General features: G+C 44.3%; 11 protein-coding genes. 3 read left to right on the top strand and 8 right to left on the bottom strand.

From position 1 onward, the window contains the following. Positions 1-29 precede the first annotated feature (29 nt). The 3 genes from alr to PGQ38_RS04335 form a co-directional block, all read right to left on the bottom strand. Complete coding sequence (gene alr / locus PGQ38_RS04345; RefSeq protein WP_118578404.1) at positions 30-1,196, bottom strand: alanine racemase; 1,167 nt, start codon at positions 1,194-1,196, stop codon at positions 30-32. Between the two features lie 74 nt (positions 1,197-1,270). Further along, positions 1,271-2,827 (bottom strand): NAD(P)H-hydrate dehydratase, encoded by a 1,557-nt coding sequence (locus PGQ38_RS04340; protein ID WP_270430881.1) that lies wholly within the window; start codon positions 2,825-2,827, stop codon positions 1,271-1,273. A gap of 79 nt (positions 2,828-2,906) precedes the next feature. Beyond that, positions 2,907-3,560: a redox-sensing transcriptional repressor Rex gene (locus tag PGQ38_RS04335; protein WP_173715574.1), complete on the bottom strand. Its 654-nt coding sequence runs from the start codon at positions 3,558-3,560 to the stop codon at positions 2,907-2,909. A gap of 278 nt (positions 3,561-3,838) precedes the next feature. On the opposite strand from PGQ38_RS04335, the gene PGQ38_RS04330 reads away from it, so the two are divergent. Continuing rightward, on the top strand, positions 3,839-5,752 hold the full coding sequence (locus tag PGQ38_RS04330) for an ABC-F family ATP-binding cassette domain-containing protein (protein ID WP_118578407.1): 1,914 nt from the start codon (positions 3,839-3,841) through the stop codon (positions 5,750-5,752). Positions 5,753-5,903: 151 nt separating this feature from the next. Here the strand turns inward: PGQ38_RS04330 and PGQ38_RS04325 are convergent, their stop codons facing one another. The 3 genes from PGQ38_RS04325 to PGQ38_RS04315 all read right to left on the bottom strand — a co-directional run bounded on the left by PGQ38_RS04325 (position 5,904) and on the right by PGQ38_RS04315 (position 9,568). After that, complete coding sequence (locus PGQ38_RS04325) at positions 5,904-7,109, bottom strand: NADP-dependent isocitrate dehydrogenase (protein WP_118578408.1); 1,206 nt, start codon at positions 7,107-7,109, stop codon at positions 5,904-5,906. Between the two features lie 54 nt (positions 7,110-7,163). Next, entirely contained in the window at positions 7,164-8,555 is a 1,392-nt protein-coding gene (locus tag PGQ38_RS04320) for a 2-isopropylmalate synthase (RefSeq protein WP_118578409.1), read from the bottom strand. A gap of 176 nt (positions 8,556-8,731) precedes the next feature. Next, the gene (locus PGQ38_RS04315) at positions 8,732-9,568 is read right to left on the bottom strand and encodes a S8 family peptidase (protein ID WP_270430879.1); all 837 of its coding nucleotides are present in this window, start codon (positions 9,566-9,568) and stop codon (positions 8,732-8,734) included. Positions 9,569-9,809: 241 nt separating this feature from the next. Here PGQ38_RS04315 and PGQ38_RS04310 point away from each other — a divergent pair, with 241 nt between their 5' ends. Beyond that, a complete protein-coding gene (locus tag PGQ38_RS04310; RefSeq protein WP_270430877.1) occupies positions 9,810-11,096 on the top strand; it encodes a chloride channel protein in 1,287 nt (428 codons plus the stop codon). Between the two features lie 184 nt (positions 11,097-11,280). Next, positions 11,281-12,657: an NCS2 family permease gene (locus tag PGQ38_RS04305; protein ID WP_173773234.1), complete on the top strand. Its 1,377-nt coding sequence runs from the start codon at positions 11,281-11,283 to the stop codon at positions 12,655-12,657. Between the two features lie 228 nt (positions 12,658-12,885). Here the strand turns inward: PGQ38_RS04305 and eno are convergent, their stop codons facing one another. Both eno and PGQ38_RS04295 read right to left on the bottom strand, forming a co-directional pair. Beyond that, entirely contained in the window at positions 12,886-14,184 is a 1,299-nt protein-coding gene (eno, locus tag PGQ38_RS04300) for a phosphopyruvate hydratase (RefSeq protein ID WP_204452198.1), read from the bottom strand. A 253-nt stretch (positions 14,185-14,437) separates the two neighbouring features. Then, on the bottom strand, positions 14,438-14,770 hold the full coding sequence (locus PGQ38_RS04295; protein ID WP_416386737.1) for a cupin domain-containing protein: 333 nt from the start codon (positions 14,768-14,770) through the stop codon (positions 14,438-14,440). Between the last annotated feature and the right edge of the window lie 25 nt (positions 14,771-14,795).

Here is a 14,795-nt window from a genome sequence, read left to right as displayed (position 1 = left end):
GATACGCGTCACAATTTGTCTGGGTATGCTCAGTCAAAATATGTCAGCTCGCCGCACTCTTTCCCATCGCGGATATAGATTCTTGGCACACGTTTGCTGATATTACATACAAATTCATAAGAAAAACGGCCGGACAGATCTCCCAGTGTATCTGCACTGATAACCTCATCCCCATCTTTTCCAAGCAGTGTCACTTCATCCCCTGTCTTTACATCCGGGATTTCTGTCACATCTACCATAAATTGATCCATACAGACTCTGCCACAGATCGGCGCTTTTTTTCCATGAATCAGAACCCAGCCTTTATTAGAAAGCATTCTTGGGTATCCATCTGCATATCCAACAGGAATCGTCGCCATCTTTGTAACATGATCTGTCGTGTAGGTTCCACCGTAGCTTACCTGAACCCCCGGCTCCACATCTTTCACGTAGGAAACATGACTCTTTAGGGACATTACAGGTTTCAGCATTACAATGTCTTTTTCCACTTCCTCAGAGGGATAAATTCCATAAATGGTAATTCCGGCACGGACAATATTCAGGTTGGCTTCCGGTACACGGATTATTCCGGCACTATTGGAACAGTGATGCAGTGGAATATGGATTCCATTTTTTTCCAGAAGATCCGCAAAATCAAGATATCGTTTCAGCTGAACCATTGCCGGGGTACGGTCGTATTCATCTGCTCTTGCAAAGTGAGTGAATAAACCTTCAATTTCCACATTGGGAAGAGCTGCAATTCTGCGGATTTCCTCCAGACTCTCTTCGCTGTCCTTAAATCCGATCCTGGTCATGCCGGTATCCGCAGCCAGATGGATCAGACCTTTTTTGCCCGCTGCTTCAGCAGCTTTGTTAAATTTCCTGGCAGTCTCATAATCACAGACGGCCATGCGCACATCATTTTCAGCAAGTTTCTTATAATATTCTTCAAATACCAGTCCCAGGATCAGAATCGGTCTTGTGATCCCGGCTTTTCGAAGCTGTAATGCCTCCTGGGCTGTAGCCGCAGCAAATCCCCATATATAATCAAATTCCTCAAGCATTCTCGCAATAGGTACTGCACCGTGACCATATGCATCCGCTTTGATCACTGCGATGATCTTTGTTCCCTCTTTTATGTTCTTCTTCATCTGTTCAAAATTATATCTGATTGCATCAAGAGAAATCAATGCTTTGATTCTGCTGTATTTTTCCATAACATTTTCCTCGATTTTCTAAATTTATCAGAGCATGCCTCAAAAGGCGTTCTGCAAAATGTACGTCACAATTCTCATCCTTTACTCTGAACTTCTGCCAGTTTCAAAACTTCCGGCAGGGCTTCGATCATATCCTTCGCCGTCATGCCGTGAGATCCTTTTTTCTCTCTGGCAATATCACCGCAAAGACCGTGAATATACACCGCCATGGCAGCTTTATAGGAAAGCTCCTGTTCTTCCTCACAGCTTAAATACATGCAGAGAACAGATGCGATAATACCGGAAAGCACATCTCCGCTTCCTGCTGTGGCCATTCCCGAATTACCAGAAAGATTCAGATACAGCTTTTCATTCCGGTCAGTCACTACTGTACATGCGTCTTTCAGTACCAGAACACCGCCACTTTTCTCTGCATACTGATAAGCACGGGCTACAGGGTCTTCCTTTAGTTCTGATACATCCAAGCCGCAAAGACGGCTCATCTCGCCCATGTGGGGTGTGAGAATGGTCTGTTCCCCTATGAATTTCATCCACTGTGGATGCATTGCCAGAATATTCAGACCATCTGCATCCAGTATAACAGGCTTTCCTGCTTTTGCTCCGTTTTCCAGGAACCAAAGCATTCTTTCCTTTCCTGAGCCTTCAGTTCCAAGTCCTGGACCGATCACCAGCACATCACACCAGTTTAAATTTTTCTTATTGGCTTCCTCATCAAATTCGCTGGTCAGCATTGCCTCAGGCAAAAGGCTCTGTAAAGGAATCCGGTTCTCTTCCACAGTCTGGATTTTCACCATCCCGGCACCTCCATGAAGTGCTGCACTGGCACTCAGACAGGCTGCTCCGCACATTCCCTTCGAACCCGCCACAAGAAGAACCTTGCCAAATGTTCCTTTATTTCCCCATGGTTTTCTTGCCGGAAGAGTTTTCATATCAGATTTTTCTATATGCCAGGCAGCCTTGCTTGCAAGCTCACTGCCATCACGGTCCCGGTCATAAATTCCAATATCCGCCACCACAGTTCTGCCAGCATAAGCTCTTCCCGGATATAGACAAAGCCCACGTTTTTTATACGCAAATGTTACGGTAAGATCTGCCTCAAAAGCAGTTCCAAGAACAGCTCCCGTATCTCCATGAATGCCAGACGGAATATCCACCGCTGCTTTATATGCAGGAGCTTCATTCATATGGTCAATTATCTCTTTGTAATTCCCGGTAATCTCCCTGGAGAGTCCAACGCCGAAAATTCCGTCTACTATAACAGTATATTCATCCCATACAGGGTTATTCATTAACGGTACCTGGTAGCTCATGGCAATGTCCCACTGGTGTCGGGTTTCTTCTGTCATTTTATCCGGATTTCCTGCAAGATAAATCTCAGAACGGATCCCTGCCAGATGCAGAAGTCTTGCAATGGCAATGCCGTCACCTCCGTTATTGCCAGATCCGCAGACGGTCAGAATCCGTTCTTTTTTCAAATTTCCAGAACCGTTTTTCTTTTCCAGATATTTCCGGATCTCTTCTGCTGTGGCAAGTGCTGCCCTCTCCATGAGAACCAGAGAGGGAACATGCATATTATGAATGGTGCCATGGTCAAGCAGCTTCATCTGACTGCAGGTTACAACTTTTTTCATAAGACCACTCCTAATGCAAAACTGCCGCCCGGTCTCCTGTAAATCCTTCAGCGAGACAAGCAGCAGTCCTCTTTGACTTTTATTCTTTGTTTTCTTTATGTTCGTTACGATACTGGCTTAAGTTGTAAGACAGAGCCATCAGGCTCTCGGACAGATGAACATTCTCCACGATCACATCCTCCGGGGCGTCAAGATCTGTATGGGCAAAATTCCAGATTGCCTTGATTCCATTGTCAATAAGAACCTTCGCCATCTCCTTGGCCTTATTCTTCGGCAGGGTTAAAATAGCAATCTCCACCTGATTCTCCCTGATAAATTCCGGGAGACTGTTGATCATCCGAATCTCAATCCCGCGAACAGAAATCCCCTCCAGAACCGGGTTTATATCAAAAATTCCAACCAGACGGAAGCCACGTTTTTCGAAGTCTCCATAATTGGCAAGTGCCTGTCCCAGATTACCTGCGCCCAGGATGATCATGGGATGAATGGTGTCCAAACCCAGTATTTTACCAATTTCTGTATAAAGATATTCTACATTATATCCATATCCCTGCTGTCCAAAACCGCCAAAATTATTTAAGTCCTGTCGGATCTGTGAAGCAGTCACATGCATTTTTTTACTCAGGTCGTTGGAAGATATACGTTCCACCTTCTCTTCCATCAGCTCCCCCAGATAGCGATAATATCTTGGCAATCTCTTAATTACCGCCTTTGAGATCTCTTTTGCATCCAAAATGTTCCCCTCCTTGTTTCCGCTGCCTGTATTTTTCCGCTAAAAACGCATCGCGGAACATTACCTGTAAACGGCAGCCCGCGTAACACTATGTCAATTATACCGAAATGTTATTTTCTTGTCAATTAAAGTTGTGCAGAATTACAAATTTTTGCAAATTTTTTTGTGATTTGACAATTATTCTTTCAAAAAATAAATTTTTCAAGTATAATATACTATTGAACATTCTAATAATGCTGTTTCTGTGTATACAGAACCGCCTTTTTAAGGAGGAACTTATGATTTTATCATGTCAGAGCATCTGCAAATCTTTTGGGGAAAAGGTGATCCTGCAGGATGCTTCTTTTCACATAGAAGAACGGGAAAAGGCCGCTCTCATCGGCAATAACGGTGCGGGGAAAACAACTCTTCTTCGTATTATCATGGAGGAGATTTCCGCGGATTCCGGTCAGGTGGTCATTGCCAAGGATAAGAAGATCGGTTATCTGGCCCAGTACCAGGATATCCACGGTCATCACACCATTTACGAAGAACTGATGACCACCAAGCAGTACATTTTGGATATGGAGGACAAGATCCGTTCTCTGGAGCAGGAAATGAAATACGTAGCAGGAGACAAACTTGAGAGCCTGATGAACAGCTACACCCGCCTGACTCACCAGTTTGAGTTGGAAAACGGCTACGCTTATAAAAGTGAAATCGTAGGCGTTTTAAAAGGTCTTGGATTTGAAGAAGAAGACTACGGCAAACAGATTGAGAACCTTTCCGGAGGTCAGAAAACCCGGGTTGCACTTGGCAAGCTTCTGATTTCCAAACCGGATATTCTCCTTCTGGACGAGCCTACCAACCATCTGGATATGGAGAGCATTGCATGGCTTGAGACCTATCTTCTCAACTACCCGGGTGCTGTATTTATCGTTTCCCATGACCGTTATTTTCTGGACAAGGTAGTTACCAAGATCGTGGAGATCGAGGCTGCCCAGATGAGAATGTACGAAGGCAACTATTCCGCTTATGCCCTGAAAAAAGCGCAGCTACGTGACGCCCAGTACAAGGCTTACCTGAACCAGCAAAGAGAAATCAAACATCAGGAGGCTGTTATCACCAAGCTCCGCTCCTTTAACCGTGAGAAATCCATTAAGCGTGCTGAGAGCCGTGTAAAAATGCTGGACAAGATCCAGCGCATTGAGAAACCAATTGAAATTGATAACCAGATGCGTATTTCCCTGGAACCACGTTTTATCAGTGGAAATGATGTACTTACTGTAGAAGGACTTTCCAAGGCTTTCCCAGGACAGACTTTGTTTACAGATATTAATTTTGAAATCAAACGTGGGGAGCGTGTTGCCCTGATTGGCAACAATGGTACTGGTAAGACCACAATTTTGAAGATTCTCAATGGAATTGTGGATGCTGATGCAGGACGCTTTGCCTTGGGTTCCAAGGTTCAGATCGGATACTATGATCAGGAACACCATGTTCTGCATATGGAGAAAACTATTTTCCAGGAAATATCAGACACATATCCGACTCTCACTGAGACTGAAATCCGCAATATGCTGGCTGCTTTTCTTTTTACAGGAGATGATGTGTTTAAGCTGATCTCCTCTCTCTCTGGTGGTGAACGTGGCCGTGTTTCCCTGGCGAAGCTGATGCTCTCAGAAGCCAACTTCCTGATACTGGATGAGCCTACCAACCATCTGGATATTGCATCCAAGGAGATTCTGGAGGAAGCACTGAACAGCTACACAGGAACTGTCCTCTACGTTTCCCATGACCGTTATTTTATTAACCAGACTGCTACCCGCATTATGGATCTGACCAACCAGGCCATTGTCAATTATATCGGTGATTATGATTACTACCTGGAAAAGAAGGAGGAGATGACCCGGATTTATGCTCCTGTTCAGGAGACCGCCGCTCAGGAAGTTAAGGAAAACGTCTCTGAAACCAAACTCACCTGGCAGCAGCAGAAAGAGGAACAGGCTCTGAAGAGAAAACGGGAAAATGAGCTGAAGAAAGTGGAAGCACGGATTGAAGAACTGGAAACAAGGGATAAAGAAATTGATGAAACCATGGTTCTGCCAGATATCTGTACGAATGTGGCAGAATGCACGAAGCTCAGCCGGGAAAAAGCCGCTATAGCAGAAGAACTGGAAGGGCTTTATGAGAAATGGGAGGAGCTGGCATAAATTACCAGTAACCTGCTCTTTTGAGCCTTACATTTCATATTTATTTCAAAAACAGGAACGAATTTCGAATATAAATATCCGAAACCGTTCCTGTTTTTATAACAATATTAACATTTTTACTTTAAACAACTTATTAAAGCTGTCTGTTTTATTACATGGCCTCAAGCTTCTCTCTGATTGCAAGAATAAACTCGCGGCTGTTAAGGACTTTTACATCTTTTAAAGAAGTAATCAGTGCCAGGTCTTTGGTCATCTGTCCACCTTCGATAGTGGAAAGGGTTGCTTTCTCCAGTTTATCTGCGAACTCTATAAGCTCCTGATTCTGATCCAGCTCACCCCTTTTTCGCAGAGCACCGGTCCAGGCGAAGATTGTTGCTACAGAGTTGGTGGAGGTCTCCTCTCCTTTCAGATGACGATAGTAATGTCTCTGTACAGTTCCGTGAGCTGCCTCATACTCATAATATCCATCTGGAGAAACCAGTACAGAAGTCATCATTGCCAGAGAACCAAATGCAGAGGAAATCATGTCACTCATAACATCTCCGTCATAGTTCTTACAGCCCCAGATAAATCCGCCTTCTGCTTTCATTACGCGGGCTACTACATCATCGATCAGACTATAGAAGAAAGTAATGCCTGCGGCCTCAAATTTTTCCTTAAACTCAGCTTCATAAATATTATGGAAAATTTCTTTAAATTTGCCATCGTATGTTTTGGAAATGGTATCTTTGCCGCCAAACCACAGATCCTGTTTCGTATCTAAGGCATAATTAAAGCAGCATCTTGCAAAGCTGGTAATGGATTTGTCCAGGTTATGAACACCCTGGATCACGCCTGGAGTATCAAAGTGATGGATCAGCTCCGTTCTCTCCTCGCCGTCTTCTCCTTTGAATACCAGCATAGCATCTCCTGGTTTGTCAATGTACATCTCGGCATTCTTATATACATCGCCGTAAGCATGACGGGCAATGGTGATAGGTTTCTTCCAGTTCTTCACACATGGCTCGATTCCCTTTACCACAATGGGAGCACGAAAAACAGTTCCATCCAGGATTGCACGAATAGTTCCGTTAGGGCTTTTGTACATTTTTTTCAGATTATACTCAGACATTCTGGCTTTATTCGGGGTAATGGTGGCACATTTAACAGCAACTCCGTATTTCTTGGTGGCTTCCGCTGCATCTATGGTTACCTGGTCATCAGTCTCATTTCTGTATTCCAGTCCAAGATCATAGTATTCTGTCTTCAGATCAATAAAAGGAAGAAGAAGCTCATCCTTGATCAACTGCCACAGAATTCTGGTCATCTCGTCCCCATCCATCTCAACAAGAGGGGTCTGCATTTGAATTTTACCCATTATTACCTCCTAGTATATGTTTTGTGGTAACTGTGAACTATGTCCGCAGCAACCCTATTTTAACGTAATTCCAAGTCTCTGGCAAGTCTCTGCTACAATTGCTTCAAGTTCTGTATCACAAAGCACAGTAACACGGCCATCCTCATACTGCTGGTCAACCCAGGACTTGATCATCTTTACAAGCTCGCTGTTCTTATCAACCTTCTGGTCGCCCTTCAGGCGATAATGGCTGTCGATCCAGTGTGCGATTCCGGCAGCTCCGGAAGTATTGGAAACGGCAACCTCAACCGGGCGGTTCAGGAATTTCTCGGTATCAAATACATTATAGATTTCCTCATTTTTCAGAAGTCCGTCGGCGTGGATACCAGCTCTTGTTACATTGAAGTTCTTTCCAACGAAGGGAGTTCTTTCCGGTATGTGGTAGCCAATCTCTTTCTCATAGTACTCAGCAAGCTCTGTGATAACCGTTGTATCCATACCACCAAGGTTTCCGCGAAGCTGTGCATATTCAAATACCATTGCCTCAAGAGGTGTATTTCCGGTACGCTCTCCGATACCAAACAAAGAAGTATTAACACCACACGCACCATACAGCCATGCTGTTGTGGAGTTGCTGACTGCCTTATAGAAGTCGTTATGTCCATGCCACTCGATCAGTTCAGAAGGAACGCCTGCATGAACCATAATACCATAAATAATACCAGGTACAGAACGAGGGATCACGGCACCAGGATAGTTAACACCGTAGCCCATGGTATCACAGCAGCGAACCTTAACCGGAATGCCGTACTGCTGGCGAAGCTTCATCAGCTCAAGGCAGAATGGGATAACATAGCCATAAATATCAGCTCGTGTAATGTCTTCAAGATGGCAACGGACAGAAACACCGATTTCCAGACATTCTTTTACAATGCTTAAATAATGCTCCATCGCCTGTTTACGTGTCATTTTCATCTTATAAAAAATATGATAATCGGAACAGCTTACCAGGATACCGGTCTCTCTCATACCCATATCGCGGACAAGTTGGAAGTCCTTCTTATTTGCACGGATCCAGCTGGTAACCTCAGGGAACTCATAGCCTCTCTCCATACATTTCTCAACAGCATCACGGTCTTTCTTACTGTAAAGGAAAAATTCAGAAGCACGAATCCTTCCTTCCGGTCCGCCCAGCTTATGAAGGTAATCATAAATCCTTACGATCTGCTCAGTGCTGTATGGTGCTCTGGACTGCTGGCCATCACGGAATGTCGTGTCGGTGATCCAGATGTCATCTGGCATATGATGTGGAACGACTCGGTCGTTGAATGCAATCTTCGGTACTTCAGAATATGGAAAAAGATTTCGGAATACATTGGGAGTTGCAACATCCACAAGCGGATACATATGCTCCTCTAACTGAAGCAGGTTTGTGTGGCGATTCATAGAAACACGTCTGTTTTCCATAGATATTTCCTCCTCATCTCTTGGAACTCTTGCTGTCCATTTTACTCACTTAAAGCGACTTCGTCAAGTGCTTTTATACTGTAAAGTGATAATTCTTTATCAAAGTTTGTGTATTCTTTTTCGTACATTTCTTCAAATCACTTAAGCAGAAATCCTTTTCACACAATTGGCTGCTTTTACATTTCCAGAAACTTTCTGCGGTTAAATTTCCCCCACCCTTGCAGGTTTTGAGGCAGTCCCATATCCTCTGCGCTATTCATCAGCATAGTTTTGATATCCGTATTGGTAAGTGCAGAATTTTTTTCCAAAGCACAAGCAATGGCACCTGTCACCAGAGGCGTAGACATAGAGGTGCCGCTTTTCACACCATAAGAATAAGGTTTTCCAGGCACGCAGGACATGATCTTATTTCCAGGCGCCACAATATCCGGCTTGCACACGCATTCCGCCGTTGGTCCTCTCCCTGAAATAGCACTGCGCCCTTCCAACAAATCGCTGGAGCCCACTGTGATCACTTTTTTGCTGCTTCCCGGAGCTGTGATACTGCCCGGCCTTGGTCCCTGGTTTCCGGCAGCTGTGACCACTACCACTCCTTCATCCCACAGCTGCTCCACACTTTCCAGAAGCCTGGCATGGTTTCTTTTTGAGTTACAGGTAGTTCCCACAGAAATATTTACCACCCGGATCCTGTACTGCTGCCTGTATTCCCGAATCCACCGAAGAGCCCGAAGCACGTCATCCTGACTGCCCGTTCCATAACGGTCAAGCACCTTCAGGGCAATGATTCCGCAGCCTGGTGCTGCGCCTCTGTATTTTCCCATGGAAGCAGTGCCATCTCCTGCCACCAGCCCGGCTACATGGGTGCCATGTCCATTATCGTCATAAGGCCGCCTTTTAAAAGCCAGGAAATCATAAAAAGCCCAGATCCTGCCAGTAAAATCTATATGCTCATAAATCCCGGTATCCAGAATACACACACCGATTCCTTTTCCGGTATAAAAGGATTTTTCCATTATTTTCCCCGATAAAAAGAAACTTATAATAAATTATGTTTCCATTTTCCAATCTGCTTTAAAATTATAGACAATTTTTGAAATTCTCAAAAATTTTTGTCGCTTTTTCTGAGCGTATATAGTATAATGAAAATACGCATAAATTCGTATTTATAAAAGGAATTTTCCAGTAATATCAAACAATTATTTCAGGTGACAAAATGGAGTAAGTCACAACTATACATGAGAGGACGAAAATACTATGGAAAAAGACAACAGGCAGACTCCGGAGGACAAATTTCGCTATTACTCCGGAGCTATCAGACGTGACATGGGGAACCTGCTTAAGTGGCTGCTTCTGGCAGTGGTGGTAGGATGTATAGCGGGAGCTTTCAGTACTTTATTTTCTTTTGTGCTGAAGGCAGTGACCGGTTACCGCAAGGCACATCTGTGGACCTTTTTTCTCCTGCCCCTGTTCGGACTTTGCATCGTATTTCTTTATGAAAAATTCGGAAAAGACGATGGCGGCACGAATCAAGTCCTTTCTACAGTCCGTTCCCAGGATGATGTGCCCTGGAGATCCGGTCCGCTGATTTTTATTTCGACTGCATTAACACATCTTGCCGGTGGTTCAGCAGGACGTGAGGGTGCAGCTATTCAGCTGGGTGGCAGCATTGCCAATCTTCTTGGCAGATGGATCCATCTCGATGAGGAAGACCGTCATGTGATCGTTATGTGTGGTATGAGTGCTGCTTTCTCTGCACTATTTGGCACACCAATGGCTGCAGCTGTTTTTTCCTTGGAAGTGGTCAGTGTAGGGGTTATGTATTATACAGCTCTTATGCCCTGTATGATCGCATCTTTGATCGCATCCCGTTTTGCGGCTGGTATGGGCGTTACGCCGGAAGCTTTTCACGTAGTAAATATTCCTGCACTTTCTCTGGAAACAGGGCTGAAAATGGGCGTTGTAGCCCTTGGATGTGCAGTGATCAGTATTGTCTTCTGTATTATTTTAAATGAGACAGCCAGATTCTACGGCCAGTTTTTTTCTAATAAATATGCACGGGTAGTGGCCGGTGCCGTTCTGGTTATTTTTATTACACTGATTCTTGGAACTACGGATTACATGGGAGCCGGTGCTGAGCTTATTGAGAAAGCAGTGGAGACCGGAGACACCGATTATATGGCTTTCTTCTGGAAAATGCTCCTTACCGCACTGACTATGAAGGCTGGTTTTCGCGGAGGCGAAATCGTTCCGTCTTTCTGCGTAGGCGCCACTTTCGGATGCATGGCAGGACAGCTGATAGGGCTTTCTCCCTCCCTTTGCGCAGCCTGCGGAATGGCTGCTGTTTTCTGTGGTGTGACGAACTGCCCGATTACTTCTATTCTGATTGCCTTTGAAATGTTTGGCTTTAAGGGAGTGTCCTTCTATCTGATCGCCGTTTCTATCAGCTATGCGGCTTCCGGATATTATGGACTGTATAAAGATCAGACAATTGTATATTCTAAATACAAAGCCAGATATATAAACAAACACACAAAGATGTGACAAGCCCTGAAATGATAATATTCATTTTGCAGAGATTTTTTCGAAGCTCTATCCTCTGTCAAATGTTCACTACCTGAAATTTGCAGGAATCCGCGTTGCGGGCGTGGCAAAGCAACATCCAAAACATTCCTGTAAAATATAAAAAACGGCACACAAGCTGCCGTAAAAAGAAGGGGGTACATTTATGAACCTTGAAAAACTTTTTCACCTGAAGGAAAACCACACTGACGTGAAGACCGAAATCATGGCCGGTATTACCACATTCATGACCATGGCTTACATCCTCGCTGTCAATCCCAACATCCTTTCCGCTGCCGGAATGGACCGCGGTGCAGTCTTTACTGCTACTGCACTTTCATCCTTCATTGCAACCTGCCTGATGGCACTGTTATCCAATTACCCGTTTGTCCTGGCACCCGGTATGGGACTGAATGCATACTTTGCATATACCGTAGTTCTTGGAATGGGTTATTCCTGGCAGCAGGCTCTGGTTGCTGTATTTGTGGAAGGTATCATCTTTATCCTGCTTTCCCTTACCAATGTACGTGAAGCAATCTTTAACTCCATTCCTATGACACTGAAACACGCAGTTTCTGTTGGAATTGGCCTTTTCATCGCATTTATTGGTCTGCAGAATGCAAAGATCGTTGTAAACAATGATTCCACACTGGTAAGCATGTTCTCCTTTAAGGGCTCCATGTCAGATGGTTCTTTCAATTATCTTGGAATCACTGTTCTTCTTGCCCTGATTGGCGTACTGGTTACCGGCATTCTTCTTGTAAAGAATGTAAAAGGCGGTATCCTGTGGGGCATCCTTATTACATGGGCGCTTGGAATCCTCTGTCAATTTGTGGGGCTTTATGTTCCAAATCCGGATGCAGGTTTCTACAGTCTTCTCCCGGATTTTTCCAATGGAATTTCCGTACCGAGTATGGCTCCTACCTTTATGAAAATGGATTTCGCAGGAGTTTTCTCACTTGACTTTATCGTTATCATGTTTGCATTCTTATTTGTAGATATGTTTGATACTCTGGGAACTCTGATCGGTGTTGCTTCCAAGGCAGACATGCTGGACAAAGACGGTAAGCTTCCAAAAATCAAAGGTGCTCTTCTTTCCGATGCTGTTGGTACTACTGTAGGTGCTATGTGCGGTACTTCTACTGTTACCACATTTGTTGAGAGCGCTTCCGGTGTTGCAGAGGGCGGACGTACAGGTCTTACTTCACTTGTTTCCGCTATTTTGTTCGCACTTTCCCTGTTCCTTTCCCCGATCTTCCTGGCGATTCCTTCCTTCGCCACAGCTCCGGCTCTGATCGTGGTTGGATTCCTTATGCTGACCTCTGTTACCAAGATCGACTTTGACGACCTTACAGAAGCGATTCCGGCATTTATCGCAATCATTGCAATGCCGTTCCTGTACAGCATTTCCGAAGGTATTGCACTTGGTGTTATCTCTTATGTTATAATCAATGTCTGTACCGGAAAAGCTAAGGACAAAAAGATCAGCCCGCTTATGTATGCACTGGCTGTTATCTTTGTTCTGAAATATGTGTTCCTGTAATAACAGAATGAAATAATTGTACGGTTTGCAGTAACATTATTCACGGAACATTACCTGTAAATCGCAATAAATAATCCTAAAAATCCCCCTGCCATGGAACCACGCTTTCCTGGCAGGGGAATCTTTCTATAACACTACTTAAGGGGGTATAAGGTAGATTACATCTGTGAAATCATCTCGTAAATCTGTTACTGTTCACTTTGCAGTCAGTAACCGCTTTGCGGAACATTAGCGTTTTACATTGAATGCGCTCATTCCCGGATATACTGCTGCATCTCCAAGCTCTTCCTCGATGCGGAGCAGCTGATTGTATTTTGCAACACGCTCTGTTCTGGACGGAGCACCGGTCTTGATCTGGCAGGTATTTAATGCTACTGCAAGGTCAGCAATCGTAGTATCCTCTGTCTCACCTGAACGATGGGAAGAAATTGCTGTATAGCCAGCCTTATGAGCCATCTTGATTGCCTCAAGAGTCTCTGATACAGATCCGATCTGGTTCAGCTTGATTAGGATGGAATTGCCGCATCCAAGAGAAATACCTTTGGAAAGTCTCTCTGTATTTGTTACAAACAGGTCATCACCTACCAACTGCACTTTATCTCCCAGTTCTTTGGTAAGCTTCTTCCATCCTTCCCAGTCTTCCTCATCAAGCGCATCCTCGATGGAGATGATCGGATACTTGTCAACCAGCTTTTTCCAGTGGTCAATCAGCTCGTCAGATGTGTAAACAGTACCGGCCTTTGGAAGCTTGTACTCGCCAAGTTTACCAGTCTTCCACTCAGAAGAAGCTGCGTCCATAGCGATCATAAAATCTTTTCCTGGATCATAGCCTGCATTCTTAACAGCCTCAAGAATTGTCTCAATTGCTTCTTCATCAGATTTCAGAGCTGGTGCAAAACCACCCTCATCACCAACAGATGTTGCAAGTCCTCTTGATTTCAGAATAGCTGCAAGAGCATGGAAAACTTCTGCACACCATCTTAAGCACTCTTTGAAGCTTGGTGCTCCAACTGGCATGATCATGAACTCCTGCACATCAAGTCCTGAGGAAAGTGCATGGCAGCCGCCGTTTACAATGTTCATCATCGGTACTGGCATACGGTTTCCGGAAATACCACCGAGGAAACGATAAAGCGGGATATCAAGGGATGTTGCAGCTGCACGGCAGCATGCGATGGAAACAGCCAGGATTGCATTTGCACCAAAGTTTGATTTGTCCTTGGTTCCGTCAGCTTTGATCATCGCCTTGTCAATTGCATAAATATCGGATGCATCCATTCCTGAGATTGTGTCGTTGATGGATGTATTAATGTTCTCTACAGCCTTTGTAACACCTTTTCCAAGGTATCTGTTCTTATCATTATCTCTAAGCTCCAGAGCCTCAAATTCGCCTGTAGAAGCGCCACTGGGAGCAGCTCCTCTGCCGATGGTTCCATCTACCAGATAAACCTCTGCTTCTACTGTAGGATTTCCTCTGGAATCCATAATTTCTCTTCCAATGACTTTCTCAATTTCTAAGTAATCCATGGTATGTATACTCCTTTCATTTTTCAAAGGAACTCCTTCGCGAACTGCTTCCCGGAAAAGTCCAGCCGCAATCCGCATCATATTATGTCAGCGGTCTTTCTGCCATAATAAGGAGTCCAAATGATTTACACCGTTAGGTTAGCTATTCCTAACTATGCTGATTAGTATACACTAACCATCATGGGATTGCAAGAAGATTACATGATAATATTTTTCAGTAGTTGTCTGTTCTAAAGCGTATTTGAAAAATACTCTAGAAAATTACCACAAGAAGCATTTTAAATTTCTCTTTTCCCATAACTGCGTGAGGACGCTTCGCAGGCATTACAATAGACTCACCTTCATGTAATTCGTACTTCACACCATCAATAGTGATTTCCCCCACACCATCCAGACAGGTAACAAATGCATCTCCGCCAGACTCATGTGTACTGATCTCCTCCCCTTTATCAAATGAGAAAAGGGTAACACTCACTGCCGCATTCTGTGCAAGTGTGCGGCTCACAACCTGTCCCTCCTGGTAAGCTACCTGGTCTTTTAATACCAGCACTTCTGCTTTACTTATATTTTTCATCTTATCCATGATAAAAAGCCTCCTGCTATAACTGTTT

The organism is Blautia faecis, from assembly GCF_027662325.1.
Classification (GTDB): domain Bacteria; phylum Bacillota; class Clostridia; order Lachnospirales; family Lachnospiraceae; genus Blautia_A; species Blautia_A faecis.
The sequence above is the reverse complement of the archived record's forward strand: the minus strand, read 5'-3'. Positions and strand labels throughout refer to the sequence as shown.

Coding starts and splice junctions, on each gene's coding strand:
- alr (WP_118578404.1), bottom strand. CDS start 1,196: ATGGAAAAATACAGCAGAATCAAAGCATTGATTTCTCTTGATGCAATC.
- PGQ38_RS04340 (WP_270430881.1), bottom strand. CDS start 2,827: ATGAAAAAAGTTGTAACCTGCAGTCAGATGAAGCTGCTTGACCATGGC.
- PGQ38_RS04330 (WP_118578407.1), top strand. CDS start 3,839: ATGATTTTATCATGTCAGAGCATCTGCAAATCTTTTGGGGAAAAGGTG.
- PGQ38_RS04325 (WP_118578408.1), bottom strand. CDS start 7,109: ATGGGTAAAATTCAAATGCAGACCCCTCTTGTTGAGATGGATGGGGAC.
- PGQ38_RS04320 (WP_118578409.1), bottom strand. CDS start 8,555: ATGGAAAACAGACGTGTTTCTATGAATCGCCACACAAACCTGCTTCAG.
- PGQ38_RS04315 (WP_270430879.1), bottom strand. CDS start 9,568: ATGGAAAAATCCTTTTATACCGGAAAAGGAATCGGTGTGTGTATTCTG.
- PGQ38_RS04310 (WP_270430877.1), top strand. CDS start 9,810: ATGGAAAAAGACAACAGGCAGACTCCGGAGGACAAATTTCGCTATTAC.
- PGQ38_RS04305 (WP_173773234.1), top strand. CDS start 11,281: ATGAACCTTGAAAAACTTTTTCACCTGAAGGAAAACCACACTGACGTG.
- eno (WP_204452198.1), bottom strand. CDS start 14,184: ATGGATTACTTAGAAATTGAGAAAGTCATTGGAAGAGAAATTATGGAT.